Source organism: Phaeobacter sp. HF9A, from assembly GCF_011806385.1.
Taxonomy (GTDB): domain Bacteria; phylum Pseudomonadota; class Alphaproteobacteria; order Rhodobacterales; family Rhodobacteraceae; genus Epibacterium.
Genome location: NZ_JAATOX010000005.1, coordinates 19,657 through 46,578 on the forward strand (window position 1 = coordinate 19,657; position 26,922 = coordinate 46,578).

Consider the following 26,922-nt stretch of genomic DNA (forward strand, 5'->3'; position numbering starts at 1 on the left):
GGCTGCGCCTTAGCGCAGGACGGGCTCGTCCCAGAGATTGAGCTTGACGCCGAGGCCGTTCTTCAGGGCGTTCCGGTAAACGACAGTGCCCCAGGCGACGTCTTCGACCGGCATCCCCCCAACCGAGAGCATGATGATCTCGTCGTCGTTCTGACGCCCCGGCGTCGTGCCCGCGACGATGGCACTCAGGTCTTCCAGCGCGTCGCGTTTCAATTCGCCATCCGTCACCATGTCCATGAACTTCATGCCGACAAGCGGGATATGATCATGGGTCGGGTGCGGCACCTCGGATACCCAGGCGTCATAAAGCCCGGTATAGTCCAGCACCTTGCGCACGTCTGGCCCGGCAACCCCGGCGTCAAAATTGCCAAGCGCCGGCATCGCGAGGAAGGTGCCCGGGCTGATCCAGTCCCGCTCGACGATGGGATATTGCGACGGATCGCCCGTGGCGCCCGAGCTGCAATAGGCCACCACATCCGACCCCCGCACCAGCTCCTCGGCGGTCTCGACCGCATAGACAGTGGTGATTTGCGGATAGGTCTCCTTTACCCAGTCGATGAAGAGATCCAGGTTCTTCTGACCCCGTCCCTTGACTTTGACCGTGTCAATATCCGGGCAGGCCGCGATAAAGGCGCTGAGGCTGGTCTTGCCCATCACGCCCGGCCCGAGAATCCCGGCCACGCGAGAGTCCCTGCGGGCCAGATGACGCGCGCCAACCCCGGGGATGGCGCCGGTGCGATAGGCCGACAGCAGGTTCGCGGACATCAAGGCCAGCGGCGCGCTGGTTTCGGTGTCGGTGAGGATAAACATCAGGATCGAACGCGGCAGGCCCCGCTCCCGGTTCGCGATATTCGAGCCGTACCATTTCACACCAGAGGTGCCAAAGCTGCCACCCAGGTAGGCGGGCATCGCCATCAGGCGGCGGTCCGGTGTGTTTTTCGGCATTGTCTCATGCGGGGACTCCTCCGGAAACAGGATCAGGGAGCCATGGGAATTGTTGTTCTCTCCAGCCATCCGGTAGTCGCCCACATGCAGCAGCGCGAGCATCTCTTCCATCGTGTCAACGCAAGCGGGCATATCGGTCACCCCCGCTTTGACCATGTCGGGCTCGGACAGATAGAGAAAGTCGATCTTGGTGTCTTTTGTCATTGGGCTCTCGTCAGAAAGTTGGGCAAAACATGGACGATCGACATCAGGATGCCTCTCGGTCTCGGTGAATTTTTCGGGATCTGTTGGTGTGTTCAGGGCCAACCCGTTGTCCAAAACTACGGGTCACAGCTGGATAAAAAAATTGCAATTTCGGCCAATTTTCATACTGTTCCTGTCATGGAACCAAACACCGCAGCCGCGCTCTCCTCACGCCTGAACGCATCCAGAATAAGGGCGCTTTTTCTGGATATGTTCGTGAAGGCCGCGCGCAAACACGGCTGCAATACAACGCAGCTTCTGCGCGACGTCGGGCTGAGCGGCGACATCCTCGACTCGCCCTATGCCTGGGTCAAATTCTCGCAATATGTCGCCTTCACCGAACGGGTCGCCGAACAGACCGGCAATCCGCTGATCGGTCTGGAGTTGGGCACCGGCTTCAGCCCCGCCGAACTTGGCCCCTTTCATGTGCTGACCATGACCCTGAGCGCGCCACGCGACGTTCTGCACGCTTTCATCAAGTTCCAGAACCACTGGCAAACGCATTCCAGCCTCGAGGTCCACGAGGTCGATGAAGAGCGCACCGAGCTGCGCTATGTTGCGGGAAACGATGATATCTGGCCACGCAGACAGGACACGGAATTCTCGATCGCCTCCATTGCAACCTGTCTGCGCCACGCCCTGGCCGGACAGTGGCGGCCCATAGAGGTGCGGTTTCAGCACGATATCTCGGCCTATCGCGATGTCCTGAAAGCGAATTTCAACTGCCCGGTGCGTGGCGACGCCCCCCATACGGGAATCGTCATCCCCTCGCGCCTGTTGAGAATGTCAGAGCCTCCTGCCGCCCGGTCACGGCTCGACCATTTGAATCCGGTGCTCGAAGCGCATCTGATGGATCTGATGCGCGTTGAGCAGGATCAGGACGACGACATCATCGAACAGGTCAGATTGTCCATTTCAAAACGTCTCGCGGGTACGAGCGTCACGTTTTTCGCGGTGGCGACAGACCTTGGCATTCCAGAGCGCAGCCTGCGCCGCTATCTCGCCCAGAACAACGTGAGTTTTCGCGAATTGCTGCAACAGCAACGGATGCGGCGCGCCTGCCAACTGCTGGAGAGCAGCGCCCAGATTCCGCTCGAAATGATCGCCGAGCAACTTGGCTACGCTGATGCCGCTTCGTTCGGTCGCGCCTTCAAGGACTGGAAAGGCGTCTCGCCCCGTCGCTTTTCCCGGAGCGCAACCCAGCGCAAGACCTCTTGAACAAAAAACCGGCGCTGCACGGGGCAACGCCGGTCGCATGGTTTGGCACTCCGCCGGAGCTGCTATTCCAGCTGCGTCTGTTTCTGGGCCCGCAGAACACCACGAATACCGCCCAGCCACACCGACAGGATCAGGATCGAGCCGCTCAGGGCGCCTTGCCAGAAGGACGAAACGCCAGAAAGCGTCAGCCCGTTTTGAACCACACCGAGAAACAGCATGCCGATCAACGTCCCGAGCACGCCGCCCTCGCCGCCGGTCATCGCGGTGCCGCCGATCAGCACCGCCGCGAGCACGGTCAGCAGCAGATTCATGTCAACATTGGGAGAAGCAACGGTCAGACGGCCGACCTGGACAACGCTTGCAAGCCCGGCGGTCAGGCCGGAGATGATAAAGACCAGCAAAAGCACGCGTTTGACATTGATCCCGTTCAGGCGCGCGGCCTCGATATTGGAGCCGATCGCATAGAGTGACCGCCCAAAGGCGGTAAAGCGCAGCACGCCGCCCGCGATCAGGAACAGCACGATGTTAAACACCAAGAGCACCGGAAGCGGCCCGATATTGCCATTCACGAACTGGTTCAGCGCCGAAAACCCCGGCACCGAAAACACCGAAACGCTGGTGCCGCTGTTGACCACCAGGGCCATGCTTTGGAACACCGACAAGGTGCCGAGCGTCACGACGAAGAAGGAAATCTTCGCGTAGGCGACAAGGAACCCGTTGATGAACCCCAATAGCAGCCCTGCAACAATCGCCCCCAGTATCGCCAGCGTCAGCGGTGTTCCCGCCACCAGCAGCAGGCCAAAGGCCATGGCGGAGGCCGTCGTGGCCGAGCCAAAAGACAGATCGACAGTGCCGGAAATAACGACATAGGTCGCCCCAAGCGCGAGGATGAAACCGACGCTGTTGGATTTGACGATATTCATCATGTTCGGCCAGGTCAGAAAGACCGGCTGGTAGATGCTCAAGAAGACCGACACCAGCACAAGACTGATCAAGGCACCGGCATAGCGGCTTTGAAAGATGCGGCGGACAAGTGCAGCAAAGCCACCTGATTTGGGTTTTGTGGACATGTTGTTAAACCTCGGTCTCTTTTGTCACGGTCGGCTGTGGGTGTCGCTTGACCCCGGCAACAGCCGCATGGGCAATGGCTTCTTCATCTGCGGTGGGCCCGTCGAATTCCGCGACGATCCGGCCTTCGAAGAACACCGCGATCCGGTCGGAAATCCCCAGGATTTCAGGCAGTTCGGACGATATGACGATGATGCCCGCCCCCTCTTTGGCGGCGCGTTGCAGCATCTTGTAGATCTCGGTCTTCGCACCCACGTCGACGCCGCGCGTGGGTTCGTTCAAAACCAGGATATCGGGCTGGCGGCGAACAATGCGGCCCAGCACGATCTTTTGCTGGTTGCCGCCTGACAGGGTCGAGATCAACGTATCGGCCGAGGCCGTCACGACGCCGTAGTCCTGAATGGCACTGGCCACCTCGCTTTTCTGGCGGCGCAGCGAGATCAACCCGTTGCGGGTCAGCCGATCCATCCAGGCCATTGCGAAGTTCTCAGCGATATTGCGCACCGGCAGAATAGCGCATCCCTTCCGGTCATCGGGCACATAGCCGACACCTGCCCGAATGGTGGCCCTGGGATCGCCCAGAGCCATCGGCTTGCCAGCGACCTGAACCTGCCCGCGCGCGGTGATCGCACCGCCAAGTGCTTGTGCAAATTCGGATTTTCCCGATCCGGCCAGACCCGCAAGGCCCAGGATCTCCCCCCGGCGCAGGACCAGATCCGTCGGCGCGAAGGTTCCGTTCTCCGCCGCCAGTGCTTTGACATCCAGAACCAACTCGCCCGGCGCGATATCCTGTTTGCTGTAATAATCGCCAAGCTCGCGCCCCACCATAAGCCGGACCAGCTCCTCTTCGCTGGTTTGCGGGATGGGCACGGTTGAAATCAGGCAGCCGTCGCGCAGCACCGTGGCGACGCTTGAAACAGCGTAGATTTCCGGCATGCGATGGGTGATCATCAACACCGCCATGCCCTTGTCGCGCTCCTGAACGACAAGTTCGAGCAACCGTTTGGTGGCCGCCTCGGAGAGCGAGCTTGTCGCCTCATCCAGGATCAGCAACCGGGCATCGGTCGACAACGCCCGGGCGATTTCGATTTCCTGTTGCAGCTCGATGCTGAGATCGGACACCAGCGCATTCGGGTCAACGTGAACGCCGAGACGGTCGAGCACCTGAACCGCATCCGCCCGCAGCCTGGACCAGTCGATCTTGCCCCAGCTGGATTTCGGCAATCGGCCCATAAAAATGTTCTCGGCCACGGTCAGCGTCGGCGCGAGGGTCAGTTCCTGCGAAATCATCACGATCCCGCGTGCAATGGCGTCGGCAGGGGTTTCCAGCTCGCAGATCTCGCCATCAATGCGGATCGTGCCTTCGTCGGGCCGGTGCATTCCGGCGATGACCTTGGAAAGCGTAGATTTCCCGGATCCGTTCTCGCCCGTCAGGGCATGCACCTCGCCAGCGCGGATGGTCAGATCCACACCCGACAGCGCCTTTACGCCCGGAAAACCCTTGGAGATCCCTTTGACCTCCACCAGCACCGCAGCGGTTTCTTTGGGTATTTGCTTCATGCTGCTTTCCCGCAAATGAACTGCGCGTTGTGCCCGCGCAGGTATTGAAGTCCGTTGATGGGTGACGCGCCGCCAAACATCTTTCCACTTGGCCAGACCATCACGCGGCCAGCCGCCTCGCCCCAACCACACGCCAGCCGGCCTCACTCCAGTCGCTGGGCGATGTCATGCGGGGCTTCGATGAAGCGGAAAAACGAGGGGATGGCGCGCCCATCCGTCCGGCGCGCCATATGGTCAGTCCAAGCTATCGCTGCTCAGCGGTTCAATTCACCAGCGGGAGCGTATCCAGCGTGTACTGCCGCTCTTCGTTCACGACATAGTCGCCAACCGTTTCCGCAGTGACCAACATGGATTTCACCACCAGATCCTCCGGCGTTTGATCCGGCTGTTCGAGAAGGTGCTTGGCCATCAGCACGATCGCGCCGCCAAAGGCAATGTAGTTGGGATCCCACGTTCCTGTCAGACGCCCGGCTCGCACCGCATCAATCGCGATCTCGTCGCCGTTGGTGCCGAACACCATGACGCCTCCCTCTTCGCCAGCCTTCCAGATGCTCTTGCCCGAGGCATAGGCCGACGCGGAAAACCCAAGCGCGGTGTTGTCGTTATAGGCCCAGACTGCATCCACATCCGGGTGGCGCAGCAGCAGATCCGCCGACATTGCCGCCGCATTTGCGGTGCTGTCCTGCGTGTTGTCCGGCGTTGCAATGACCTCAAGACCGACCGCCTTGGCCGCCTCGATGAAACAGGCTTTGTTGTCCTGGATCGACGGCACCGGCGGGCCACCAAAAACAATCACCTTGGCGCCGGGTTTGCGTTCGGCGATCCAGTTTGCGTTATACTCGTAAACGCCGCCCGGAACGCAGAGCTGCGTATCCCAGTAAACGGAGGCATCGACGCCCTGACCTTTGGAATTCACGCCGATAATCTTGACGCCTTGTTCCTGCGCGCGGGTGTAGGCTGCGGCCACCGCATTCGGGTCCAGCGACCAGGACGCAATGATATCGGCGCCAAGCGTGACAAAGGTATCAACGTGGCTCACCTGACGGTCGGGCGACAGGTTGGCGTCCAGCATGCGGTAGTCCCAGCCCTCTTCCGCCGCGAAGGCGGCAATCGCCTCGGCCAGAATGGCCATGCTCGGCTGAGCGGCCACCGGCGCAATGTTACCAATCAGCACATCCTCGGCCATGGCGGTCGCCGGCAGCAGGCCAGCGACACCCAGGCAGATGGTGCTTGCCATCCTCTTCAATTTCGACATTCGACGTTTCCTCGACTCTGCTGGGGTTGAACATTCAGTGTTCGATGTTGACGCGATCGACCCGGCAAGCATCTTGATCGGACACTCTTTGGCGCGCGCAGGACCTCCTCTTCCGGGATGTTTGCCTTGCGCAACTTAGATCACGTTGCTTTCACGCTAGGGGGCCAGAAACGCAGTCACTACCCACCGAGCGCAGCGCGTAAATTTTCTGCGTCAAGCGCCGCCATTCGATCGGAAAATGTCATAAAAACTTGACGTGTGAAGGAACGGCACACATGCTGAGCGCCAATACTAACCAGGATCTTGGCTATGAACGCGCTCTTGTCGAACAGAAATGGATCCCCCTCGGATCTATGCCTTGAGCTGCGAAAAGGCGCGACGTCCATTCAGGCCGAGCCCGCCATCAAGGGCTATGTCGATGACGCCGTGATGCCGCATGAGCTGGCCTTCACCGGCCAGCGCTCAAGAAAAATGGACTTCTGGCACAAGTCGGTCGAGATTGACGGGCTGTCCCTACACTACTTTGATTACCAGTCCGACGCCGAGACGATCACCGTCAACCTCGATGATCCGGGCTCCAACCTCATCCTCAAGCTGCCGCTGAATGGAAGCACCCGATTGACCACCGGCGGCAGAGAATGGATGATAAGCCCAAGGGAATTCTGCGTGCTTCAGCCCGGCGTCCCGTTCCAGGTGGACATGGAGGGGAGCAGCCGGCATTTGACACTGGTCCTGGAGGCCGATTGGGTCAGCAATTATCTGCTCTCGCACTCCTGCCATCTGCGGCCGGAGGATCTCAGTTTCGGGTCGCAAATCTTCAACCTCCAAACCAATGGTTTGCTCTTGTCCAGCGTCGTGAGCGGATTGAGCAACTGCCTGATCCATTCAGACCGCGCGCTCGACAACAAATCCGTGGTGACTCATCTCAAGCAGCTGATCACCTCCGCCGTGCTCGACCTGTCGCCGGAGTTCCACAAGGCCAATGCGCATAGCACGCTGGGGCAGAACCTGCCCGACCACATTCGCCGGGCCCGGCAGTTCATCGAGGACCACCTGACCGACGACATCAAGCTGCACGACATCGTCAACGCGAGCGGCATGACCAAGCGCACGGTGCAGGCGGGGTTTCGCATGCACCTCGGCACCACGCCGCTGTCGTATCTGAAACTCATGCGCCTGAAGGCGACGCATGACCGGTTGCAAGCCGCCCGGCCCCATGATTGCACGGTCACGCAGGTTGCGATGGAATACGGTTTTTTCCATCTCAGCAACTTCAGCCAGGATTTTCGCAAGACCTTCGGCGCCAGCCCATCCGACATTCTGAACCGCACAGAGGTCTGAAATCACGACCTTGGCAACCTTTGCGGCGCGCCAGCCTGACCTGTTCCGGGCTGGCACGCCGCCGCGCATTCAGCTGCCCGCTTCGGTCTGCTCCAATAGCTCCAGCGCGGCATTCACGAACAGGCGCGTCCCCATCGCCAGAGAGTCTTCGTCGATGTCGAATTTCGGGTCATGGTGGGGCGCGGTGATGCCCTTTTCCTTGTTGCCCGCGCCAAGCAGCACGAAACAGGACGGCTTTTGCTGGGCAAAGAACGCGAAATCCTCGCCCGGCATGATCGGGGGCAGATCCTTGACATTCTCGCGCCCAAACAGTTTCGCGGCAACGCCATCCACGATCGCAGCCGTATCAGGGTCGTTCACCACCGTGTCGTAGACGCGGGTATATTCATATTCGCACTGCGCGCCATGGGTTGCGCAGATCCCATGCGCGATTTCCCCGATGCGCTTTTCCAGCAGGTTGCGCACGTCAGGATCAAACACATTGGTCCCGCCGGTCAGCACCGCACTGGGAGGAATGACCGCAATGGCAACGCCCGCGTTGAAGTTGGTCACGCCGACGATCGCCGAATGGATCGGGTCCACGTTTCGGGCCACGATGTGCTGAAGGTTGTCAACGATCTGCGCGCCGATGGCGATGGTATCGATCGAGGTATGCGGATCGCCGATATGGCCCCCGTTGCCCTTGATTTCGATCCGAAACACATCGCAGGCCGCCATCACATAGGTCGGATTGATCTGCACGGTTCCGATCTCGATCGGCGACCAGAGATGCAGGCCGATGATCCGGTCGACCCCGTCCAGCGCGCCGCCCTCGATCATGCCACGCGCGCCGCCCGGAGGGGCTTCCTCGCCGTGTTGGAACAAGAAACGGATCTCTCCGGCCAGGTCGTCCTTCATCGCCGCCAGCACTTTCGCTGTGCCCAGCAGGATAGAGGTATGCCCGTCATGCCCGCAGGCGTGCATCTTGTTGTCGGTCTTGGACGCGAAGGGAAGACCTGTATCCTCCTGGATTGGCAGCGCGTCAAAATCCGCCCTGATCGCGATCACCGGACCGGGCTTGCCGCCGATCAGCCGCCCGACAACGCTTGTGCCCGAAGGATGGCTGATCTCGATCCCGCCGATCTCTTTCAGCGACTGGGTGATGAACTTGCTGGTCTCGTATTCCTCGAAGGAAAGTTCAGGATGAGCGTGCAGGTGGCGTCGCCACGCGATGACTTGCTCACTCACACCGTCGATCAGCGTATCAATATTATGCGTCATGGTCTGTGTCTTTCGCTTTTGTGAACGGTTGTCGGCCTGTCTGGGCCGCGCGTGTCAGATCTTGGAGGGATCGAGCCGCATGCACACCGCCTTGGCCTCGGTAAAGGCATGGATCGCTTCCGACCCGAACTCGCGCCCCAGGCCCGACATCTTCATGCCGCCAAATGGCATCGCCGTATCAAGAACGTTATGGGTGTTGATCCACACCGTGCCCGCGTCGATCTGATCCGCCAGCAAATGCGCCTTGTTGATGTCGCTGGTCCAGATGCTGGCTCCGAGCCCGTATTCGGTATCATTCGCGGCGGCCTTCAGCTGGTTCAGGCCCGTGAGCTTGCTGGCAATCACCACAGGCCCGAAGATCTCTTCCCGGTTCAGCTGCGCATCGGTGTCGACATTGGCAACCACGGTGGGCTGGTAGAAATAGCCGGAACCGGCTGCGCGCCCGCCACCACAGAGCACCTGCGCGCCGGCCTCGACCCCTGCGCTCACCATGCCCGACACCTTGTCCAGCTGGCGTTGCGAGATCAGCGGGCCAAGCATCACATCGGGGGTGAACGCATGTCCGATCGGCAGGCTCTTGGCAAACTCCGCCACGCCTTTTGTGACCTCGTCATAAACCGCATCTTCCACGATCAGCCGCGACCCCGCCGTGCAGAGCTGGCCGGAATTCGCAAAGATCGCCATGGCGGCCCCGGGGATCGCCTGATCCATATCCGCATCGGCCAGAACGATGGTCGGGGATTTCCCGCCCAGCTCCAGCGTCACCCGCTTCATCTGGCTCGATGCCCCCGCGAGGATGCGCTGACCCGTCGCCGTGGACCCGGTGAAAGAGATCTTGCGCACCAGCGGGTGATCTACCAGCGAGGTTCCAACCGGATCGCCATAGCCCGTCACGATGTTCACGGCGCCGTCCGGGAAACCCGCTTCGCAGATCAACTCCCCCAGCCGCAGCGCGGTCATGGAGGTTTCTTCCGAGGGCTTCAGCACGATGGTACAGCCAAAGGCGATCGCCGGCGCGATCTTCTGCACCGCCTGACCCAACGGGAAGTTCCAGGGCGTGATGCCAGCAACCACGCCAACGGGGCGACGCTCGGTATAGGCGCGGTAGATGCCGCCGTCGTTTGCAAAGGGCGACAGGGCGATATATTCCCCGGCGGCCTTGGAGGCCCATCCGGCGTAATAGCGCAGCGCATCCATCGTGAACTGCACATCAATATGACGTGCAACCGGAAAGGGCTTGCCGTTATCCCAGCCCTCAAGGGTGGCCAGCTCATCCGCGTTTTCTTCCACCAAAAGCGCCAGCCGCTCCAGCAGACGCCCGCGGTCAAGCGGCCGCATCCCCTGCCAGGCCTTGCTTTCAAAACAGCCTTGGGCCGCCCGCACCGCCCGATCCACATCCCGCGCCGAGCCGGCCGCGATCTGTGTGTAGACCTGCTCGGTTGCCGGGTTCACCACGTCAATGGTCTGACCGTCCTCGGCATCCAGCCAAGCGCCCCCAATCAGAAGTTTTCCGGCAGGAAGCGTCGGTATCGGAAAGTCATGTTTTGATTGGGTCATATCAGGGTCTTTCATTCTGGCCGGTGGGAAAATCGACAAGGCCGCGAAGGCCCGTCCGCTTGAGGTCGCCGAGACATGCAAAAAGTCTAGGCGGTCCAGAACGCGTCAACTATCCAAAGAGCGCGAACCGCGCGCAATTGACCGACGGGGAATCCCGCACCGCAGTTTCGTCCCACAGGCTGAACGCATCTGCCCTTGAATGAAGATAGGAGTTGGCGGTGAGGCGATAGGCCCGACCCGCAAAAGTGGCGGCCTCACGCGGGAAACGGAGGCCCCTCAGGCGCGGCATGGACTAAGGGCGCTGCCTAAAAGGCCTCTCCCCAACACGAGCGGCGCAAACACCTTGCCAACGCCCCTTCGTCCATGCCGCAAAGTTGTGCCGTTGGCACGGTCGTTGCAAAAATGATTCTGATCACGCCTTCAGCGTCTCGGTCGAGGCAAAGAACATCGCCTGACTGACCGCCGAATGGACCTGATCTTCGGAGTAGGGTTTCGAGATCAGGAAAGCCGGTTCAGGACCGCTGCCGGTCAACAATCTCTCGGGGAAGGCGGTGATGAAGATGACCGGCCGATCCCCCAATTCGCGCAGAATCTCGTTGACGGCATCGATGCCGCTGGAGTTGTCAGCCAACTGGATATCCGACAGGATCAAATCGGGCGTCTCCTGGGCCGCCAGGTCAAGGGCACCTTTCTTGGTACGCGCAACACCTGTGATCTTGTGCCCCATATCTGCGACAATGTTTTCCAGATCCATGGCGATCACCGCTTCGTCCTCGATGATCATCACCTTGCCCGAAACGGCGGCATTCATTTCTGCAAGCGCGGTTTGTACCAGCTCTCGCGCCTCGTTTGGCTCGGCCTGCATCACCTGGGCGACTTCCTCGATCGAAAACCCCTCGATCGTACTGAGGAGCAATGCTTCGCGCGTGTTCTCTGTCAACCGCGACAAGTGCGCCTGCGCGCGCGCGGCAAGGCCGGTTTCACCCGAGCTATCGACAGGAATACCGGTGGTGCTCCAGATCGCGTGAAAGGCACGGAACAGCGCGACCTTCGGGGAGCCATGCTCTGACGAGAACACTGCCGGATCACTGATGATCGCTTCGAGCGTGGCCGCGGCATAACGGTCTCCGGAGTCCTGATGGCCGGTAAGCGCGCGCGCATATCTACGCAGATAGGGCAGATTTGCCTCGATCAGCGTGCTGACATCTGCTGCAGTTGAGTTGCTCATTCACGAAACTCCGATTTTTTTTTGAGTATTTCAGGAACCAAACGCAGCGTGGCGCGTTATGGTTCCGAGAATAATTGAGCATAGAGGCAAAAAATGTCGGATTCCAAGCGCACATCACCGGCGCCTCACGTCGTGGAGGAGATTGACCGCAATCTGCGAAAAGCATTCGGTCAACTTGCCGAAGAGCCACTTCCTGATCGGTTCACCGATCTGCTCGCCCAGCTTCGTGCTGTTGACAGCAAGAAAGAGGGTGACGTCAATGACCGCTGACCCCAGAGACGAAATGATCGAGCATCTGGGCGCGCTGCGGGCCTTTGCCATGAGCTTGACCAGGAATGCCGCGACCGCCGATGACTTGGTGCAGGACACGTTGATCAAGGCCTGGACCAATATTGACTCGTTTCAACGGGGCTCGAACATGCGCGCCTGGCTGTTCACCATCCTGCGCAACACCTTTTATTCGCTGCGTCGCAAGCGTCAGCGCGAAGTGGAAGACGTGGATGGCTCTCTGTCTCTGGCGCTGGCGTCCAAGCCAGACCACGATGGCCGCCTCAATCTGCGTGACTTCATCCATGTTTTTGAAAAATTGCCCGATACACAACGCGAAGCCTTGGTGTTGGTCGGGGTCGAGGGCTTTTCATATGAGGAAGCGGCCGAAACCTGTGCGGTTGCGGTTGGCACCATCAAGAGCCGTGTCGGACGGGCCAGGGCGACGCTCGCTGAGTTGCTGCATCTGGACGAGGACGAAGCGCTGGAGCTGACCGACAGCGTGACGGCAGGGATCGTCGGAAGACAGCCGGCAGCCTGAGCTCTCTTATTGATCACAATCAGACGCCGTCCCGCGAATGGGGCGGCTTTTTTATTTTAAATCAGAAGGTTGTGAAATTTTTCTTGCGCAGCTTGGGAACCAAAACGGTCTTGGGTTGTTGATAAGATACAATCACTCAACAGCAAGAGGTAGATCATGAAGTTCCTTACCACCACCGCCGCAATTGCCGTTCTGACCGCCACCAGCGCCTATGCGAGCAGCGAAAACACAATGACCACCGAAGGCTCAGCGCAGATCGAAAGCGGCACCAACGGCACAGCAGGCATGAATATCGCGGCCCAGGCCGACACCTCGACCACGATGGGCGCGAATGACGGCCTGATCCGCACCCGCGATATCACCGGTGGCGCGATCTATAGCATGAAAGACGCCGATGACGAAAGCTGGGCGATGGCCTGGGGCTATGACGACATGAGCGACAAGCTGCGAGAGATCGGTGAAATCGAAGACATCGTTCTGAGCAAGAATGGCGAATTCAAGGGCATCATCGCCGAAATCGGCGGCTTTCTCGATATCGGAGACAAGCATGTCATGATCCCGGTGAGCGACGTCAAGCTGGTGGCCGTTGATGACAAATCTTATGCCTATGTCACCCGCATGAGCGAAGACCAGCTCGAGCATTTGGAAAACGTCGATGAAGGTTTCTGGAACTGATCGTCTATTTCCCGTTTTTTCGGGGTCGCGCTCTCGCGCGGCCCCCTTTCTACGTTTCAGGAATGCCCCGAAACGCAAGTCACGGTACGACCCATCGCCACCCGTTGGGTTGGTGCGGTCGATAGGGAGATCCGAATGACAATCAAATGTGAAAAATGCCCGCTGCGCGGTCTGCCGCTGTTCTTGGAATTTGGTCGAGAAGAGCTCGACTTTATGCAAAAATTCAAAACCGGCGAAATGCAGGCAGAGCCAGGCACACATTTGTTGTCGCAAGGTGAGAAATCTCCCCAGCTGTTCACGGTTCTGTCGGGGATGGGCCTGAAATACAAGATGCTGAGAAACGGCAGCCGGCAGGTTGTCGGGTTCGTCATGCCCGGCGACTTTCTGGGGTTGCAGGCCGGTGTCATGGGCGAAATGGGGCATTCGGTCGAGGCGGTCACCGAGATGACGCTCTGCGTTTTTAACCGGACCGCCATATGGGAACTGTTCAGCGCACATCCTGAACGTTCGTTTGCAATCGCACATCTCGCGGCAGTCGAAGAGCATTTTTTGGGCGATGCATTGGCGACGGTAGGTCAGCGTCCCGCCTATGAAAAGATCGCCTGGGCGATGGCCCGCTTCTTTAACCGCGCCAAGGCGACGGGCCAGGCGGTCAAGAACACCGCCCGCCTGCCCTTCAGGCAGCAAGATTTGGCCGATGGGCTCGGCCTTTCGCTGGTGCATACGAACAAGCAACTGGCGGCCCTGCGGCGGGACGGGGTTTTGAGCTGGCAAAACGGAACCCTTACGGTGCACGATTCAAAGGCGCTTGGACAGATAGCAGGGGAAGAGAGCGAGGTGCATCGTCGCCCGCTGATCTGACACGCCAGATCGCCACAGTATTCGCCGGATATCCAGCGCAAGTACTATCAGAAAAATAAACCCTGAGGCTCGCTTTGGCCATTTTTTGCGAGTGCCATCACGTGCATTTCACAAAAAAGATACCCAAGTCGCTTTCTTACTTTTTCGCCTCGAATTTCAAACCTGACAGGGAACCAATTCACGGGTCAGGAGTTGTTCATTCAGACCGTGCCAATCGCGGCGCGTCAATGATGGAGAAGAGAATGCTAAGTTGGGCACTTACGTTTCTAGTCGTCGCGCTGATCGCGGCATTGCTTGGGTTTGGCGGCATCGCTGGCGCGTCCGCCGGGATCGCACAAATCCTGTTTGTGATTTTCCTGGTGCTGTTTGTGATCTCGCTCGTGGTTCGCATGCTCAGAGGCTGAGCCACAGACGCCAAGAGACAAGTCACTGAAATAATTGGAGTTTGAAAATGACCACTGCAAAAAAAGCCGAAAAACTCGCCAATGGCAAGACCTCGATGCTTGAGGGCGCCAGCCCCGAAGAGCTCGCAGAGCACATCAAGGCGACGGCAGCACAATCCTTCCAGCAGCTCAATGAACAGCTGGACGCGAGTCTGAAATACGGTTCGGAGCAGGTTCAGCGCATTTCCAAGGACGGGCAGGCTTTTGTCTCGAAAAATCCCGCGTTGACGGTCGCGGGTGCGGCCGGCGTCGGTTTTCTTCTGGGCCTCGCATTGCGCAAGCGCTCTTAACCAACGCCTGTACACAGGAAAAACGGAGCCGCGCCAATGGTGCGGCTCATCGTTTTGCAAGCACACCTATATTTTTTCAGGGATGGCTTTCATTTTCGGGAACCAAATTCAATCAGCGGCGTTGTCATAGCAAGGGTTATTAAAATCGGAGAATGAAATGGAATATGGCATCATCGGCCTTCTGGTCCTCGCTGCAGACATTTATGCAATCATCCAGGTCTTGGGATCCGGCGCTTCGACCGCAGGTAAAACGGCCTGGGTTCTAGCTATTGTGATCTTGCCCGTTCTTGGCTTTCTCGCGTGGTTGGTGGCCGGGCCGCGGTCGTCAGGCGTGCGTGTGTAACCGGATTTCCCAGAATGCAGATCATGTCCCGGATTTTCCGGGCCATGGTCTTTTGTCGTTTGGAGGCAAGCCGGCACCCTGCGCGTATTGAGGACAGGAGCCAGATAGCAGAAAGGCAGTCGAAATGACCCAAGATACCGATCTGGAAACACAGGCGCGCGCGAACGCAGCATATAGCGCCGCCGGGCAATTTTCCCCCGACTGCATCCAAGCGCAAGCCGCCCAGCTGGTGGCGGGTCGTTTGGAAGACATCGCTGAAACTGTGCGGCATCTGGATGTTCAGGAGACGATCAACGAGGTGAGCAGCTTCGCCCGCAGAAACCCGGTGGCGTTCCTGGGCGCCACTGCGCTTGCCGGTTTCGCGGCGACGCGTTTTCTCAAGACGACCACTCCGCAGACGACCTCGGACGACGCCGATGGCGACGTTCTGACCCAGACGAGATCGGAGGCGCGTTATGCTGCATCGTGACTTGCGCCAGGTTGCCGCTCTCTTCGCCGAAACGCTCCAGAATTTCGGCACGCTGTTTCGTGGCGAAATCGCGCTGGTGAAGGCAGAATTGAAAGAGAATGCCAGTCGCGCGGGCGTCGGGCTGATCATGCTTGCGGTGGCGGCGATATTAGCGCTCACGGCAACCCAAATTCTGGCGACGGCTCTTGTGGCGTGGATCGCGGCATCTGGTCTCTCGGCTGGTCTGGCCGCGCTGATTGTTGGTGTGGCTCTGTTCTTGGGTGCTGCCGGTCTGCTGGCAGCGGGAAAAGCGCGTTTGACCAGCAAGGCGCTCTTTCCAACCCGCTCGATTCGCAACCTCAAACGTGATGTCGAAAGTATGAAGGAGGCAACCAATGTCCGCTCCTGATCGGATCGAGGACCAACTGAACGTCGACCGACGCCGTTTTGCAGACTCGCTTTTGCGCCTGTCGAATAGCCTGGCCCCAGATGCTGTATCGGATAACCTGACGGCCGCAGCTCATGGCCACGGGGACGGGATGACCCGGCAGGCGTTGCGATTTGCAGGCCGCAATCCGGCGGGCATGGTCTTGACCGGGTTGGGCGTGGCAATGATGGTTTCCGGGCTTGGCGCGCGACGGAAAACTGCGGAAGCGTCACCTGCCCGCAGCGCGACCTCTGCGGAAGCGACCTCTGTCGGCATTGAGGCTCGCGTCGCTGCGGCGGATGCGGCCATCAAGCCGGAAAAAATCGAAGTCCATGCCACTGAGGCCACTGAGGCGGCTGGCCGCTCGCGCGGTTTCTATGCCCAAAATCCGCTCGCGGTCGGCGCGATCACGCTGGGGCTGGGGGCATTGATCGGCACAATGTTGCCTGCGACACGGCGCAAGGAGATGGAGAACGCAAGCCCCCAGGCTGATAAGACACAGAGAGATGTCGGCGCAGACACCGCGTCTGCCTCAGGGCACAGCTGACTGAGATGAGCGGTTTTCTAGATACAACCCTGAGCGGGCGTGGCGTCAGGGTTATGCTGTTGATCTTGACGATCATCAGCATAACCGTGTCCCTGCATCTGGCGCAGCACATCCTGGCCCCCATGAGCTTTGCCCTCGTCCTTGGCGTTGTTGTGTCGCCATTGGCTGATCGGCTGGCCCGCCATCATGTGCCCCATGTGGTGATCGCCCTGGGGCTGTTGCTGCTATCGACTGTCTTCGTCGCAACCGTAATGTTGTTGATCGAACCGATCGTGAATGTGCTGATCCGAGAGCTGCCGCGGATCAAATTCGTCGCAATGGGATTGATAGATCAGGCGTCACAGCTGCTGCGCGGTATCGAAACGATCAGTCAGGAAATAGAGCAGAGCGTCGGCGCAGAAGCGGTCAAGCCGCAGACCGCGATTCCGTCGGTCCGAGACGCTCTGTGGCTGGCACCCAGCTTTGTGTCGCAGGTGTTCATCTTTGTCGGCACGCTGTTCTTCTTCACTCTGGCGCGCAACGATCTCTATCGTCAAATGGGATCGGCGGAAAACCGGCTGAGAAGAGCAGACAAGATCGTGTCCAGCTATTTCGCGGCAATCACCTTCGTGAACACAGGGCTGGGTATCGTCACTGCCATTGTGATGATGGCGCTTGGTGTCGAATACGCGGTGCTTTGGGGCCTGGCCGCCGGTTTGCTCAACTTCGTGCTGTATCTGGGGCCTTTGCTCATCATGATAGGTCTCGCCATTGCCGGCATGATCCAGTTCCACGGCGCCTACGCGTTCCTGCCGCCGCTTTTGTTTTTCGCGATCAACCTTGCCGAAGCCAATTTTGCCACGCCTCTTGTTGTTGGACAGCGCATGGCGGTAAACCCGCTGGTCGTCTTTCTGGCGATCGTGTTCGGTCTTTGGCTCTGGGGTCCAATAGGCGCCTTTGTCGCTCTGCCACTGCTGCTCTGGCTCGGGGTGCTGTTGCAGCCCGCGGCGGCACCTGGCGCACATTCGGGGGGGCGCTTGCATAGCCTGAGTTAGACTGCTGACCATACCACTTGCCCGCCGATAGGTTTCGGCGTTTGGAACTGGGTCGCCCGCGATGGCGCCCGGCAGAGGCAATTTCTGTGTTTTGGTATGTCATAGATTAATGCGTTTCACGTGATTGCGGTGCACCACCTGCCTCTCAAACCACGAGGAAACCTGATGAGCACCACAGCCGAACGGGCCGCCCAACCCATTCTGATCTTGACACCGCATGCCATGGAAGCTGCCGATATCAGCGATTACTTGATTAGACGGGGCTATCCGATTGTCATCTCGGAACTCCAGCTGAATGGGATCATGTCGCCAATGGAGGACACGACAATGCCGCCGCCGGTGGTGTTCTTTGGCTTTCAGGTCAACCAAACGGCAGCACGCCAGTGGCTCGACGCAGCCCTGGCGCGGGATTGGCCAGTCGTTCTTGTAAACGGTGATACAACGGAGGCGGAATACCAGGGACTGCTGATGTTGAGCCGCCCGTTTGACACCGCCCACCTGGACGCCATCATGGACAGGCTCGAACAGTCGCCCGTCTTCGCGCCCGGATAACTGTCTCTCGCCCGTCTCAATCGAGCAAAATGGGCCTGTATCTACTTTTTTACTGGAACCCGAGCCGCTGCCGTGCGTTTCATTCAGGCGGCTGCGAACCGAAAACCTAACGCCGTAATCTTTGCGGCGCTCCTTCGATTTCGCTAGCTCCAGCGGATATGACGTGTACAGGAACGACGAAACACAAACTTATGATAACCAAACGTTTCTTCAAGACGATCTTCGCGAGAATTGCGGCGTTGATGACCCTGGCGATGTTGCCGCTGGGCCTGATAGCTGTGTATCAGACCCGTGTTGTCGTCGAAGATGCACGGACCCTTTCCTCCTCGGCGTTGATGGCGCGGACGGTGGCCGCTGCATCCGAGGAACGCGAGCTCATCAAGACGGCCCTTGGCGCTGCCGAGGGCGTGGCTGCGGTGATGGCAGAGATCGACCCATCGCGCTGTACCGCCGCACTGGACGCTTTGGTCGCTGGCCACTCGCTTGTAAGTGCCGCCGTGCTCAAGGACCCCGATGGCAATGCACGATGCCGGTCCACCTTCGAGGCAGTGTATTTTTCCAAAGGCGCAAGATTCTATGAATTGCTGGAAAGACGCGAACCTTTTGTCAGCTTATTGCCGGCCAAGGATTTGCCGGGGCGCTACGTTGTCGTCGTGTCGCAACCAATCTTTGAGGATGGTCAGCTCGATTCCGTTCTGTTGCTGTCTATCCCCTCTGACAGGACGAGTTCCGCCATGCGGAGCCCCGAAAGCGAGGTGGGGTTGACGCTTGCGTCTATCAACCTCGAAGGGGAGCTCGTGTCGGCCAATACCGAACTGGCCGAGGCTGTTCGATATCTTCCAGACGATATTCCGCTGACATATCTTCCCGACCGCATGAACCAGACATTCGTTGCATCGAGCTGGAATGGCGAGGATCGGTTTTACGCCATCGTTCCGATGATTGATAATGCGCTCTTTCTGGTGGGAAGTTGGCCGGTGTCAGTCCTGCCGACAGCCAAATCGCGGCTTCAAGATACAATGGCGGTCTTGTTTCCCTTGCTGATGTGGGCGGCAGGGCTGGGTGTTGCGCTGTTCGGGATGCGCTGGGTGGTTACCAACCATGTGGCTGAACTGCGATCGGCAATGCGCCGCTATGCTCTGGGCGAACGGGACAGCACGCCTCTTGCCACCAAAAACCCGCCGATCGAGATGGAAGAAGCCCAAAGGGCCTTTAACCGAATGGCAATGCTGTTGTCCGAGGCGGAGCAGCGTCGCGAACAGGATCTGAAAGACAAGGAAGTCCTGCTGCGGGAAGTGCATCACAGGGTGAAAAACAACCTTCAGCATATCGCGTCGCTGGTGAACATGCAGTTGCGCAAGACGACATCGACCGAAGTTCGTCGTATCCTGAGCGGGTTGAACAAGCGTGTACGCGGGCTGGCTGTTCTGCACCGCTCGCTGTTCAATACGCCAAGCACCGCAACGGTCGATGCCGCGGAACTGGTCAAGGCCGTGATCGTGGATTTGCAAAGCAGTTACGATCAAAATTCGACCCCCGCCATCTCGACAGAGCTGGCTTCGGTTGATCTGTTACCTGATCAGGCGATCCCTCTTTCATTGCTGGTCGCCGAGATGCTGACCGAAGTTATGGGGGACAATGGCGATGCGACGCTCCAGATCAAGGTGGAGCTGCATCGGCTGGATCAGGACCGGGTTCGCCTTATCGTTCAATCCGACTCTGTGCCGTCCGGCGAGGGAGACGGGGTTGGCAAGATGCTGATCGCTGCCTTCATTCGCCAATTGGGCGGCGAGGGCGAAACCGGGACCGAAGATGCGCGCTATGTTGCCAGGGTGGATTTTCTGCGCAACGAAGTCGCCGGTTAGGAGCTGCAATGCCATCCGACTTTACCGTTTTGGTAACAGCTGAAGAAGCCTTTCCCGCCTTTGAACGGGCGGTGCTTGCGGCGCGCTCGCATCTGACCGCCGGATTTCGCATTTTCGACATGGACACCCGACTGCGCAGTCAAGAGGCGCAGGAAATTGGGGAGACATGGTTCGATCTACTTGCGCATCTGATTACCAAGGGTATTCGCATTGACCTGACGGTCAGTGATTTTGACCCGGATATGGCGGCAGATCTGCATGCGATGTCCAAAAAGACCGTTGAACAGGGCGCGGCACTGGCGCGGGCCACCGGCGCGGATGCGTCCCAATTGCGAGTGCGGATGCATCTGCATCCGGCGCAGGCAGGGCTATTGCCCCGTATACTGCTCGCACCGGCGGTGTTTCACCGACGTCGGAACGACCCCGCTCTCAAGGATCGCCCCTCATTCTCCCTGCCGCCCCTGCATCCCGCCTCTCACCACCAGAAAGTCGCCGTGGTGGACGATGAAACACTCTATATCGGTGGCCTGGACCTGAATGATCGCCGATATGACACCTGCGATCATACGCTGCCAGCGCATATGTCCTGGTCAGATGTACAGGTGTTGCTGCGTGGGCCAGCCGCCCGCGAGGCCCGAGAACATCTGGAAAGCCTCGATGAGGTCACCGCTGGCCGGCAAGCCCCCTCGCGGGCGCCGCATCTGTTGCGCACGCTCTCCGCGCCGCGCCGCCTGCAACTTCCGTTCCTGTCGCCGCGCATCCTGCTGAGCGAAATCGAACAGGCGCATCTGACGGCCTTTCGCCAGGCACGACACATGATTCATATCGAAACGCAATTCCTCCGCTCCAGCCGGATTGCGGAGGGCTTGGCCGAGGCGGCAACCCGCAATGCCGATCTGCGCGCGGTGATTGTCCTGCCGGGGACGCCGCAGGAACTGGCCTATGAGGAACACAAGGGCCTGGATGTACGCTTTGGGATCGCGCGCGCCCGGTCGGCATTGAAAACCGTTCGCCACGGATTCGGTGCGCGCCTGCTGGTCGCGGCGCCTGTTCGCCCGGTAATGGCTGCGCGCGAAACACGTGCGACCCTCGCCGGATCGCCTCTTATTCATGTCCATAACAAGGTTCTGTTGGTCGATGACAGCTATGTGCTGATCGGCTCCGCCAACCTCAATGGGCGATCTATGCGCTGGGATACGGAACTGGCCGTCGAGTCCAGGGATCCGGTCACCCTTGCCGCCGCACGCCGAAAGCTGCTTCAGCATTGGTGGTTCGATCCGCTCCCATCCGAAGCGATGGATTGCCAACAGTCCTTTGACTGGTGGAAACGGGAGATCAGCCTAAATGGGTCCCGCTTGCCGAAGAACCGAACCGGATATCTGGTTCCCTTTGCCGTGGACCGGAACACGGATGTGGAACAAGATCTACCCGGGGTGACCGAAAATATCGTCTAGCTCCTGCGCCGCGCCTCCGGTGCGCCATGGGCCGCACAGCGGCCCCCGGGCCTTGTGCTGATGGCAGTTCTCGCTGCGTGAAAGAAAACAACGCCTGATCATGGAACCCTACACCGTTTGCCGCGTTGACTCCATGACGCCGCACCGCGGCGCGCACCTTAGCTCTGAAGGAGAAAAGACATGGACGAAGATCGCTTCACCGGAAAATGGACTGAGTTGAAAGGTCGTCTGCGAGAGACATATGGCGACCTGACCGATGATGAGCTGGAACAGGCCAAAGGTGAGCGCGAACAGCTCGAAGGGTTGTTGCAGCAGCGTCTGGGCAAGACCAAGGACGAGGTGCGCAGCACCGTTGACCGCATGCTCGAAAGCATCTGAGATGGCGCATCGACCAGACACAGATCAGGAAGCGGCCGAGCAACTCTGGCGCCGTCTTGAAGACACCCGCGCGGGAATGTTGTTCGTTGATGACAGCGCTCAGCATCCGCAGCCGATGACCCATTTTGCCGACCCCGAAAGCGGAGCGATCTGGTTCATCACCTCTGCGGATACGGATCTGGTTGCCGCCGTTGGCTTGGGGGCAGAGGCGACCTTTGTCTACCAATCCCAGAAAGGCGATTATCATGCCTCGATCAAGGGGCCGTTGGTTGTCTCTGAGAGTGCCGAAAAACTCGACAGCCTGTGGAGCGCTCCGGTTGCTGAGTGGTTCGAGAAGGGCCGCGAAGACCCAAAGGTCACGCTATTGCAACTGACCCCGCGCGAAGCGGGGGTCTGGGCGTCGGAGTCCAACTCGATCCTGGTGGGGCTAAAGCTGCTCACCGCCGCGATGAGCGAAGATGGGACCGCACCCGATGTCGGTGTTCATCGCGTGATCAACTTTCGTGATGTCGCCTGATTGACAATCGCCACATGCGCAAATGGCCCGCCGGACCAACCCGGCGGGCCATCTATAATTGCCCAAGCTCCATGATCATCAACGCGCGCCCTGCCCTAGTCTTTGGTCCCAGCGGGCAAAACTGCGGCCAGCGCATTGCTCAATTGTTCGATCGTGTAGGGTTTCTTTAGCACAACAATGTCGGGGAAGCGTTCGGTCAGGTTGCCGGCCTCGTCATATCCGGTCGCCAGAATGACAGGTATTCCCAGCTTTTGACAGTCTTCGACCAGGGGCAACGACATCTCGCTCCCCAGGTTCAGATCGGCAAGAACAAACGTGATGTTACCCTGCTTCAGGATCTCTGATGCCTCAGCAACACGGCTGGCGGTCGCAACCGTGTCCGCCCCAAGATGGGACAGCATATCAACGGCATCCATGGCAATAATCATGTTGTCTTCGACGACCAGCGCAGCGCCTGACAGCCGCTGTGAGGACATCTCGGCCCGTTGAACGGGTTGGCGCGTGGTCGGATGCACTGCCTGCGACTCCCGGATGTAGCGGGCGGGAAACAGGAAATCTACTTCGAGTCCGGTCACGCGATAGCGCATTTCGGTCCGTCCGTTCAGTTCAAATGGCACGGATTTCTCGATGATAGTGGTTCCAAACCCCTTGCGTGTCGGCGCCTGCACGGCAGGCCCGTTGCGCTCGCGCCAATGTAGCGCGGCATTGCCGTCATCTTGCAGCTCTGTCTCGATCTCAACACGGCCCGAGGAATCGCTGAGGGCGCCATACTTTACCGAGTTGGTAACCAGCTCATGGATCACCAGCGCGACGCAGGTGAAGGCTTCTGGCGACAGGTCCAGCGTGTCACCGGAAAGCACGACCCGGCTGGCCTTTCCTGCCAGAAAGGCTTCCGTCTCCGTTTCGATCAACAGGTTGAGCGGGCTCCAGTCCCACTCCGCCCCGGTCAGCTGATCATGCGCACGCGCGAGGGCGTGAATACGGGCGTCGAGAACCTCTCCAAGGGCCTCGACCGATTTCTCCCGTTCCTTGCCCTGGGACACCAGGCCACGGATCAGGTTGAGGATATTGCGCACCCTGTGGTTCAGCTCGGCGATCAGTAGCTCCTGCTGATCCTGGGCGCGTTTGCGGGCGGCGTTGTTTTCATCGGCGAGCTTCAGAACCACTTCGATCAAAGTGGTGCGTAGCGCCTCGGCGGTGCGCTTCTCACGAAGCCGCCAGGGCTGGCAGTGCCCCCGTGCGACTTCTTGCCAAGCTTCGAAGCTTTTCCTGGGGGTCAGCCGCAGCCCGTTCGGACCAACGGAAACAGGCTTTTCAGGATTGCCGGCCCAGGTCACGGATTTTACGATCTCGCGGCGGAAGAGAACGAAGTAGTCCCGCGGGCTGCGCGATACCGGAATCACCAGCAACCCGGCAACCCTGTCAGCGAATCCCTCGGCGGCCGGATAGCGCCCGATCAGATTGTCGGTCGCATAGATCTGGCCCGGAGGCGTCGTGTTGAGAAAGCGCACCAGGCCCTTGAACTCTTCTTCCAAGGGGGCGGCGCCTTGGGCCTTGTAGTCGCCATCGGTGTAAATCGCCGCGCCGTCGAATGGGATGACCTCGTTGATCCCTTGGCACAGATCGTCAAATGCCTCGAACAGACTGCGACCGCTGGAGAGCTGAGGCATAAGGTTGTCATGCAGCGCACGAGAGCGGTCGACATCGCCCAGTTCCTCGGACATTTCCAACTGCGCAAGCTCATAGTTGAAAAGCTGCGCGAACAGCTCGACCGATGTACGCTTTTCATAGTCGATGTATCGCGGTGTGTTGTGATGGCAGGAAAACAGTCCCCACAGCTTGCCGTTGCGCAGGATCGACACCGACATGGAGGCCGCAACCCCCATGTTCTCAAGATATTCCAGGTGGATCATCGACACCGCCCGGGTCACCGCCAAGGACAGGTCCAGCGGCGCGCCATTGGGGTCGCTTGCTGGCAGGATCGGATAGACAGGCGCCTTTACGTCCGGGATGATCCGCAGAAGGCTGCGCATGTAGAGCGCACGCGCCTGTTTCGGAATATCGCTGGCCGGATAGCGCAGACCCAGCAATGGCTCCATTCCGGCCTCGCGCGCCTCGGCGATGACGGTTCCGCTGTCATCCTCCTCGAAGCGATAGACCATGACCCGATCAAAGCCGCTGAGAGCCTTCAGGCCGCGGGCGGCTTCTTGCGCCATATTGTCGATATCACCATGGCGCTGGACCCTGGCGATCAGCGCCTGGACCAAAACTGCGTCATGAAGCTTGTCCTGGTCCTTGCGACATGGCTCGAACTCCAGAACGAACAGCCGATTGGATTTATGCGCCGATATGTCAAAGAGCTGGCCGTCGCCTTTCAGATCGTAGCCAAACACCCGAACCGCAGTTTCCTGTAGGGGCAGCATCTGCATGCGCGTGCGCAAGTCATGCAGGGCGCTTTCACTGAAAAGAGTCGCAATCGGTTGTCCGGGCAGATCCTCGGCACGAAACCCCAATACCGTATCGCAATTGGCCGAGGCATGGGCGATGATCCAATCGGCGGACACCGCGAGAAGGCAGCCAAAGGACTGAACCTGGCCAAGAATGTGAATGGGTTCCTGGTCACAGCTTGTCAGATCTACAGCGGGTTCGAGATTGTCCAGATTGATGTCAGGCATGGAGCACCCTTTCCCGGGCAGGTTGGGTCAGCGCATAGTCTAAGCAAAACTTAAAAAGGGTGATACAATCTATGACAATCGTGTCGGCTTCTTTTCCTTGCGCGGGCAAGGCCGTGGAGCGGGCAAGGAATTCACGCCAGTAGGAGGTGTGGGCTGGCGCCGAAAGATAAGCACAAACCCGATCGACCTCGGTCAAGCCGCTGTCAAACCAATGTTTTTTCAACACTTGCGCCCCAAGCCGGGAGCCACTCACCACATAATCCACCGCCAATGGATGAGGGCGAAAGCCCAGGTCGAGGGAGGCCGGCAAAGGCTGTTCATCGAGCGTGACCAGATCCTGGTGCACGCGCTGCTGCAATTCACGAACAAGAGGCGTGCACAGCGATTCGACGCCGTAACGACTCAACGCGGTAAAGAGCCGCCATTGCAGGAGAAGGAACCGCCGATAGTTCTCTGGATCAGAATTCAATAGACGCGAAACCCGTTCATCCAGTGCTTGATGGCACTGTCGTGTTTCACTGCGTAGCCTGTCACGCAAGCTAGAGCTACGATTGCATGACAACTCGGGACTCCAATCCGGGGGGTTTAGGGTAACTATATCCAGCAGATTGTTCGATGCAAGCGAGTAATGCGGCGGTGAATATGAATAAAATTCATTTTTGTCAGATACTTATGACTTCGCGTGTTTGGCGCCTACATCAGGTGAGTTGAGGTTGGCACAGATCACCCGACCGACTTCACCGATCCGCTATGACAGGGGAGTGGGGGCAAGACACCGCCCCAGCGCAGAGAGGTTTGGTTGGTTGGCACGGGCCAAGAAGGCCCCGCAAACGCCTGCGGGGCCTCCTTGGTCGGTCCGAAGCTGCCTGTTATTGCGCTTCTTGTGCCTCCTGCGTGATTTCGTTCCCGGCCTTCGACACGTCGCGGCCGACACCTTCCATGGTTTCGCAGGCGCCAAGCGCCGTGAGGACAATCAGAGTCATAAAAATACGCATGGGGATCTCCTTATTTCAGTTTGGATGCGACATTGTTCGCAAAGGCAGCAACCATGGCGTGGTAAAAGAACTCGTTGTCAGGGGTCACCTTTGCGGGGTCCACGCCTTCGGGGTAGTAAATGTCGGTCTGGTCGCTCGTGACCGTCAGAGTGTAGTGCTGCGCCTTGCTGGGGTCGGGCGTGTTGATGTCCACGTCACCGGACAGGGCCCATTCCCCGATGCCCAAATCGGTCTCGAAATTGTTCGCGAGAGCGATCTCGTCGATATCAATCTTGACCTCTGCGCCGTCTTCGCCCTCGGGTGCGATATCGGACACCAGCAATTTGGCAATTTCGGTTTCGAGATCGGTATCCAACCCGGCCCAGACCTTGGCAGCCTCATAAGTTTCGACGGCGGAAAGGTCAGCCTCGACCTCGACGCTGGCAACTTTTGGCGCCGCCAATGCGGCGGTTGCCATCGCAGAAATCAGGGCTGTCGTGCGAACCAGATGATACATTGTCATACTCCTGTTCATTGTTCAGATCCTCTTGTCCAAGGTGAACACGCAAGAACGACAATGGTTCCCAACAAATTGGTTTTATTGATTGATCATGGCGTCTGGCGAAAAAAAGACCAGGCCAGACCCTGACACGGGTCTGGCCTGGAACCGTCACGGCACCGTGTCGGTGGCTAGGCTTGGCACGAGGCAAGTTCCCAAGATTTGCAACGTTCAGCGTCGCCGTGATGCTACTCGCTAATCAGACTGGAAACGGGGGCGAGATTTGACGCCCGCTCCCGAAACTCGTGAAACACACGGATGAAAGTGCTGTCGCAGCAAAAAGGTTCCCGAAAAAATTGAATTCTGTCGGTTTGTCCATGCGGGCCCGATCATCACAGGCGCGCAATCGACGCCAATGGCGACACGCACGACATGCTGGTTCAAACGCTCGCAGTTG

The 26,922-nt window shown here is 59.0% G+C and carries 30 protein-coding genes; 18 read left to right on the forward strand and 12 right to left on the reverse strand.

Features of this window, described 5'->3' with window-relative positions:
- Positions 1 to 9: 9 nt before the first annotated feature.
- A complete protein-coding gene (locus tag HCZ87_RS01490) occupies positions 10 to 1,149 on the reverse strand; it encodes a tyramine oxidase subunit B (RefSeq protein WP_167641998.1) in 1,140 nt (379 codons plus the stop codon).
- Positions 1,150 to 1,197: 48 nt separating this feature from the next.
- Between HCZ87_RS01490 and HCZ87_RS01495 the strand changes: the two genes are divergently transcribed.
- On the forward strand, positions 1,198 to 2,406 hold the full coding sequence (locus HCZ87_RS01495; RefSeq protein WP_167641999.1) for an AraC family transcriptional regulator: 1,209 nt from the start codon (positions 1,198 to 1,200) through the stop codon (positions 2,404 to 2,406).
- A 62-nt stretch (positions 2,407 to 2,468) separates the two neighbouring features.
- Here the strand turns inward: HCZ87_RS01495 and HCZ87_RS01500 are convergent, their stop codons facing one another.
- The 4 genes from HCZ87_RS01500 to HCZ87_RS01515 all read right to left on the reverse strand — a co-directional run bounded on the left by HCZ87_RS01500 (position 2,469) and on the right by HCZ87_RS01515 (position 6,289).
- On the reverse strand, positions 2,469 to 3,476 hold the full coding sequence (locus HCZ87_RS01500) for an ABC transporter permease (RefSeq protein ID WP_167642000.1): 1,008 nt from the start codon (positions 3,474 to 3,476) through the stop codon (positions 2,469 to 2,471).
- A 4-nt stretch (positions 3,477 to 3,480) separates the two neighbouring features.
- On the reverse strand, positions 3,481 to 5,034 hold the full coding sequence (locus HCZ87_RS01505) for a sugar ABC transporter ATP-binding protein (protein ID WP_167642001.1): 1,554 nt from the start codon (positions 5,032 to 5,034) through the stop codon (positions 3,481 to 3,483).
- The gene (locus HCZ87_RS21255; protein ID WP_368484067.1) at positions 5,031 to 5,171 is read right to left on the reverse strand and encodes a GMC family oxidoreductase N-terminal domain-containing protein; all 141 of its coding nucleotides are present in this window, start codon (positions 5,169 to 5,171) and stop codon (positions 5,031 to 5,033) included. The genes HCZ87_RS01505 and HCZ87_RS21255 overlap by 4 nt, the downstream gene beginning before the upstream one ends.
- 125 nt (positions 5,172 to 5,296) lie before the next feature.
- Complete coding sequence (locus HCZ87_RS01515) at positions 5,297 to 6,289, reverse strand: sugar ABC transporter substrate-binding protein (protein ID WP_167642002.1); 993 nt, start codon at positions 6,287 to 6,289, stop codon at positions 5,297 to 5,299.
- A gap of 309 nt (positions 6,290 to 6,598) precedes the next feature.
- On the opposite strand from HCZ87_RS01515, the gene HCZ87_RS01520 reads away from it, so the two are divergent.
- Positions 6,599 to 7,630: an AraC family transcriptional regulator gene (locus HCZ87_RS01520; protein WP_167642003.1), complete on the forward strand. Its 1,032-nt coding sequence runs from the start codon at positions 6,599 to 6,601 to the stop codon at positions 7,628 to 7,630.
- A gap of 69 nt (positions 7,631 to 7,699) precedes the next feature.
- On the opposite strand, the gene HCZ87_RS01525 is transcribed toward HCZ87_RS01520, so the two are convergent.
- The 3 genes from HCZ87_RS01525 to HCZ87_RS01535 all read right to left on the reverse strand — a co-directional run bounded on the left by HCZ87_RS01525 (position 7,700) and on the right by HCZ87_RS01535 (position 11,675).
- Positions 7,700 to 8,890 carry an amidohydrolase gene (locus HCZ87_RS01525; RefSeq protein WP_167642004.1) on the reverse strand — a complete coding sequence of 397 codons (1,191 nt, stop codon included), beginning with the start codon at positions 8,888 to 8,890 and terminating at the stop codon, positions 7,700 to 7,702.
- Positions 8,891 to 8,944: 54 nt separating this feature from the next.
- Positions 8,945 to 10,447 carry an aldehyde dehydrogenase gene (locus HCZ87_RS01530; RefSeq protein ID WP_167642005.1) on the reverse strand — a complete coding sequence of 501 codons (1,503 nt, stop codon included), beginning with the start codon at positions 10,445 to 10,447 and terminating at the stop codon, positions 8,945 to 8,947.
- 412 nt (positions 10,448 to 10,859) lie between these two features.
- A complete protein-coding gene (locus HCZ87_RS01535; RefSeq protein ID WP_167642006.1) occupies positions 10,860 to 11,675 on the reverse strand; it encodes a response regulator in 816 nt (271 codons plus the stop codon).
- A gap of 93 nt (positions 11,676 to 11,768) precedes the next feature.
- Here HCZ87_RS01535 and HCZ87_RS01540 point away from each other — a divergent pair, with 93 nt between their 5' ends.
- The 16 genes from HCZ87_RS01540 to HCZ87_RS01615 all read left to right on the forward strand — a co-directional run bounded on the left by HCZ87_RS01540 (position 11,769) and on the right by HCZ87_RS01615 (position 22,317).
- Positions 11,769 to 11,945, forward strand: a complete 177-nt coding sequence (locus HCZ87_RS01540; RefSeq protein WP_167642007.1) for a NepR family anti-sigma factor — start codon at positions 11,769 to 11,771, stop codon at positions 11,943 to 11,945.
- Positions 11,935 to 12,483, forward strand: coding sequence for an RNA polymerase sigma factor (locus HCZ87_RS01545; RefSeq protein ID WP_167642008.1), 549 nt, complete (start codon positions 11,935 to 11,937; stop codon positions 12,481 to 12,483). The genes HCZ87_RS01540 and HCZ87_RS01545 overlap by 11 nt, the downstream gene beginning before the upstream one ends.
- A gap of 156 nt (positions 12,484 to 12,639) precedes the next feature.
- Entirely contained in the window at positions 12,640 to 13,158 is a 519-nt protein-coding gene (locus tag HCZ87_RS01550; protein WP_167642009.1) for a PRC-barrel domain-containing protein, read from the forward strand.
- Positions 13,159 to 13,293: 135 nt separating this feature from the next.
- Positions 13,294 to 14,019 (forward strand): Crp/Fnr family transcriptional regulator, encoded by a 726-nt coding sequence (locus tag HCZ87_RS01555; RefSeq protein ID WP_167642010.1) that lies wholly within the window; start codon positions 13,294 to 13,296, stop codon positions 14,017 to 14,019.
- Positions 14,020 to 14,261: 242 nt separating this feature from the next.
- Positions 14,262 to 14,423, forward strand: coding sequence for a DUF1328 domain-containing protein (locus HCZ87_RS01560; RefSeq protein ID WP_167642011.1), 162 nt, complete (start codon positions 14,262 to 14,264; stop codon positions 14,421 to 14,423).
- Between the two features lie 47 nt (positions 14,424 to 14,470).
- On the forward strand, positions 14,471 to 14,752 hold the full coding sequence (locus HCZ87_RS01565) for a DUF883 family protein (RefSeq protein ID WP_167642012.1): 282 nt from the start codon (positions 14,471 to 14,473) through the stop codon (positions 14,750 to 14,752).
- 157 nt (positions 14,753 to 14,909) lie between these two features.
- Positions 14,910 to 15,095, forward strand: a complete 186-nt coding sequence (locus HCZ87_RS01570; protein WP_167642013.1) for a PLD nuclease N-terminal domain-containing protein — start codon at positions 14,910 to 14,912, stop codon at positions 15,093 to 15,095.
- Between the two features lie 124 nt (positions 15,096 to 15,219).
- Entirely contained in the window at positions 15,220 to 15,564 is a 345-nt protein-coding gene (locus HCZ87_RS01575; protein ID WP_167642014.1) for a hypothetical protein, read from the forward strand.
- The gene (locus HCZ87_RS01580) at positions 15,551 to 15,952 is read left to right on the forward strand and encodes a phage holin family protein (protein WP_167642015.1); all 402 of its coding nucleotides are present in this window, start codon (positions 15,551 to 15,553) and stop codon (positions 15,950 to 15,952) included. The genes HCZ87_RS01575 and HCZ87_RS01580 overlap by 14 nt, the downstream gene beginning before the upstream one ends.
- Complete coding sequence (locus HCZ87_RS01585) at positions 15,939 to 16,517, forward strand: hypothetical protein (protein ID WP_167642016.1); 579 nt, start codon at positions 15,939 to 15,941, stop codon at positions 16,515 to 16,517. The genes HCZ87_RS01580 and HCZ87_RS01585 overlap by 14 nt, the downstream gene beginning before the upstream one ends.
- Before the next feature lie 53 nt (positions 16,518 to 16,570).
- Positions 16,571 to 17,551, forward strand: coding sequence for an AI-2E family transporter (locus HCZ87_RS01590; protein ID WP_254868485.1), 981 nt, complete (start codon positions 16,571 to 16,573; stop codon positions 17,549 to 17,551).
- A gap of 165 nt (positions 17,552 to 17,716) precedes the next feature.
- On the forward strand, positions 17,717 to 18,103 hold the full coding sequence (locus HCZ87_RS01595; RefSeq protein ID WP_167642018.1) for a hypothetical protein: 387 nt from the start codon (positions 17,717 to 17,719) through the stop codon (positions 18,101 to 18,103).
- A gap of 191 nt (positions 18,104 to 18,294) precedes the next feature.
- A complete protein-coding gene (locus HCZ87_RS01600) occupies positions 18,295 to 19,968 on the forward strand; it encodes a sensor histidine kinase (RefSeq protein WP_167642019.1) in 1,674 nt (557 codons plus the stop codon).
- An 8-nt stretch (positions 19,969 to 19,976) separates the two neighbouring features.
- Positions 19,977 to 21,422 (forward strand): phospholipase D family protein, encoded by a 1,446-nt coding sequence (locus HCZ87_RS21170; RefSeq protein ID WP_167642020.1) that lies wholly within the window; start codon positions 19,977 to 19,979, stop codon positions 21,420 to 21,422.
- 180 nt (positions 21,423 to 21,602) lie between these two features.
- Positions 21,603 to 21,800 carry a CsbD family protein gene (locus HCZ87_RS01610; protein ID WP_167642021.1) on the forward strand — a complete coding sequence of 66 codons (198 nt, stop codon included), beginning with the start codon at positions 21,603 to 21,605 and terminating at the stop codon, positions 21,798 to 21,800.
- A 1-nt stretch (position 21,801) separates the two neighbouring features.
- On the forward strand, positions 21,802 to 22,317 hold the full coding sequence (locus tag HCZ87_RS01615; RefSeq protein WP_167642022.1) for a pyridoxamine 5'-phosphate oxidase family protein: 516 nt from the start codon (positions 21,802 to 21,804) through the stop codon (positions 22,315 to 22,317).
- A 95-nt stretch (positions 22,318 to 22,412) separates the two neighbouring features.
- On the opposite strand, the gene HCZ87_RS01620 is transcribed toward HCZ87_RS01615, so the two are convergent.
- The 4 genes from HCZ87_RS01620 to HCZ87_RS01635 all read right to left on the reverse strand — a co-directional run bounded on the left by HCZ87_RS01620 (position 22,413) and on the right by HCZ87_RS01635 (position 26,483).
- Positions 22,413 to 24,992, reverse strand: coding sequence for an HWE histidine kinase domain-containing protein (locus HCZ87_RS01620; protein ID WP_167642023.1), 2,580 nt, complete (start codon positions 24,990 to 24,992; stop codon positions 22,413 to 22,415).
- Positions 24,985 to 25,461, reverse strand: coding sequence for a biliverdin-producing heme oxygenase (locus HCZ87_RS01625; RefSeq protein ID WP_167642024.1), 477 nt, complete (start codon positions 25,459 to 25,461; stop codon positions 24,985 to 24,987). Before HCZ87_RS01625 ends, HCZ87_RS01620 begins: the two co-directional genes overlap by 8 nt.
- Positions 25,462 to 25,861: 400 nt before the next feature.
- The gene (locus tag HCZ87_RS01630) at positions 25,862 to 25,987 is read right to left on the reverse strand and encodes an entericidin A/B family lipoprotein (RefSeq protein WP_167642025.1); all 126 of its coding nucleotides are present in this window, start codon (positions 25,985 to 25,987) and stop codon (positions 25,862 to 25,864) included.
- Positions 25,988 to 25,997: 10 nt separating this feature from the next.
- Positions 25,998 to 26,483 carry a hypothetical protein gene (locus tag HCZ87_RS01635; protein WP_167642026.1) on the reverse strand — a complete coding sequence of 162 codons (486 nt, stop codon included), beginning with the start codon at positions 26,481 to 26,483 and terminating at the stop codon, positions 25,998 to 26,000.
- Between the last annotated feature and the right edge of the window lie 439 nt (positions 26,484 to 26,922).

Bases quoted from the DNA above. Each gene is read 5' to 3' on its own strand.
- HCZ87_RS01490 (WP_167641998.1), bottom strand. From the start codon at position 1,149: ATGACAAAAGACACCAAGATCGACTTTCTCTATCTGTCCGAGCCCGAC.
- HCZ87_RS01495 (WP_167641999.1), top strand. From the start codon at position 1,198: ATGCCTCTCGGTCTCGGTGAATTTTTCGGGATCTGTTGGTGTGTTCAG.
- HCZ87_RS01500 (WP_167642000.1), bottom strand. From the start codon at position 3,476: ATGTCCACAAAACCCAAATCAGGTGGCTTTGCTGCACTTGTCCGCCGC.
- HCZ87_RS01505 (WP_167642001.1), bottom strand. From the start codon at position 5,034: ATGAAGCAAATACCCAAAGAAACCGCTGCGGTGCTGGTGGAGGTCAAA.
- HCZ87_RS01515 (WP_167642002.1), bottom strand. From the start codon at position 6,289: ATGTCGAAATTGAAGAGGATGGCAAGCACCATCTGCCTGGGTGTCGCT.
- HCZ87_RS01520 (WP_167642003.1), top strand. From the start codon at position 6,599: ATGAACGCGCTCTTGTCGAACAGAAATGGATCCCCCTCGGATCTATGC.
- HCZ87_RS01525 (WP_167642004.1), bottom strand. From the start codon at position 8,890: ATGACGCATAATATTGATACGCTGATCGACGGTGTGAGTGAGCAAGTC.
- HCZ87_RS01530 (WP_167642005.1), bottom strand. From the start codon at position 10,447: ATGACCCAATCAAAACATGACTTTCCGATACCGACGCTTCCTGCCGGA.
- HCZ87_RS01535 (WP_167642006.1), bottom strand. From the start codon at position 11,675: ATGAGCAACTCAACTGCAGCAGATGTCAGCACGCTGATCGAGGCAAAT.
- HCZ87_RS01540 (WP_167642007.1), top strand. From the start codon at position 11,769: ATGTCGGATTCCAAGCGCACATCACCGGCGCCTCACGTCGTGGAGGAG.
- HCZ87_RS01545 (WP_167642008.1), top strand. From the start codon at position 11,935: ATGACCGCTGACCCCAGAGACGAAATGATCGAGCATCTGGGCGCGCTG.
- HCZ87_RS01550 (WP_167642009.1), top strand. From the start codon at position 12,640: ATGAAGTTCCTTACCACCACCGCCGCAATTGCCGTTCTGACCGCCACC.
- HCZ87_RS01555 (WP_167642010.1), top strand. From the start codon at position 13,294: ATGACAATCAAATGTGAAAAATGCCCGCTGCGCGGTCTGCCGCTGTTC.
- HCZ87_RS01560 (WP_167642011.1), top strand. From the start codon at position 14,262: ATGCTAAGTTGGGCACTTACGTTTCTAGTCGTCGCGCTGATCGCGGCA.
- HCZ87_RS01565 (WP_167642012.1), top strand. From the start codon at position 14,471: ATGACCACTGCAAAAAAAGCCGAAAAACTCGCCAATGGCAAGACCTCG.
- HCZ87_RS01570 (WP_167642013.1), top strand. From the start codon at position 14,910: ATGGAATATGGCATCATCGGCCTTCTGGTCCTCGCTGCAGACATTTAT.
- HCZ87_RS01575 (WP_167642014.1), top strand. From the start codon at position 15,220: ATGACCCAAGATACCGATCTGGAAACACAGGCGCGCGCGAACGCAGCA.
- HCZ87_RS01580 (WP_167642015.1), top strand. From the start codon at position 15,551: ATGCTGCATCGTGACTTGCGCCAGGTTGCCGCTCTCTTCGCCGAAACG.
- HCZ87_RS01585 (WP_167642016.1), top strand. From the start codon at position 15,939: ATGTCCGCTCCTGATCGGATCGAGGACCAACTGAACGTCGACCGACGC.
- HCZ87_RS01590 (WP_254868485.1), top strand. From the start codon at position 16,571: ATGCTGTTGATCTTGACGATCATCAGCATAACCGTGTCCCTGCATCTG.
- HCZ87_RS01595 (WP_167642018.1), top strand. From the start codon at position 17,717: ATGAGCACCACAGCCGAACGGGCCGCCCAACCCATTCTGATCTTGACA.
- HCZ87_RS01600 (WP_167642019.1), top strand. From the start codon at position 18,295: ATGATAACCAAACGTTTCTTCAAGACGATCTTCGCGAGAATTGCGGCG.
- HCZ87_RS21170 (WP_167642020.1), top strand. From the start codon at position 19,977: ATGCCATCCGACTTTACCGTTTTGGTAACAGCTGAAGAAGCCTTTCCC.
- HCZ87_RS01610 (WP_167642021.1), top strand. From the start codon at position 21,603: ATGGACGAAGATCGCTTCACCGGAAAATGGACTGAGTTGAAAGGTCGT.
- HCZ87_RS01615 (WP_167642022.1), top strand. From the start codon at position 21,802: ATGGCGCATCGACCAGACACAGATCAGGAAGCGGCCGAGCAACTCTGG.
- HCZ87_RS01620 (WP_167642023.1), bottom strand. From the start codon at position 24,992: ATGCCTGACATCAATCTGGACAATCTCGAACCCGCTGTAGATCTGACA.
- HCZ87_RS01630 (WP_167642025.1), bottom strand. From the start codon at position 25,987: ATGCGTATTTTTATGACTCTGATTGTCCTCACGGCGCTTGGCGCCTGC.
- HCZ87_RS01635 (WP_167642026.1), bottom strand. From the start codon at position 26,483: ATGTATCATCTGGTTCGCACGACAGCCCTGATTTCTGCGATGGCAACC.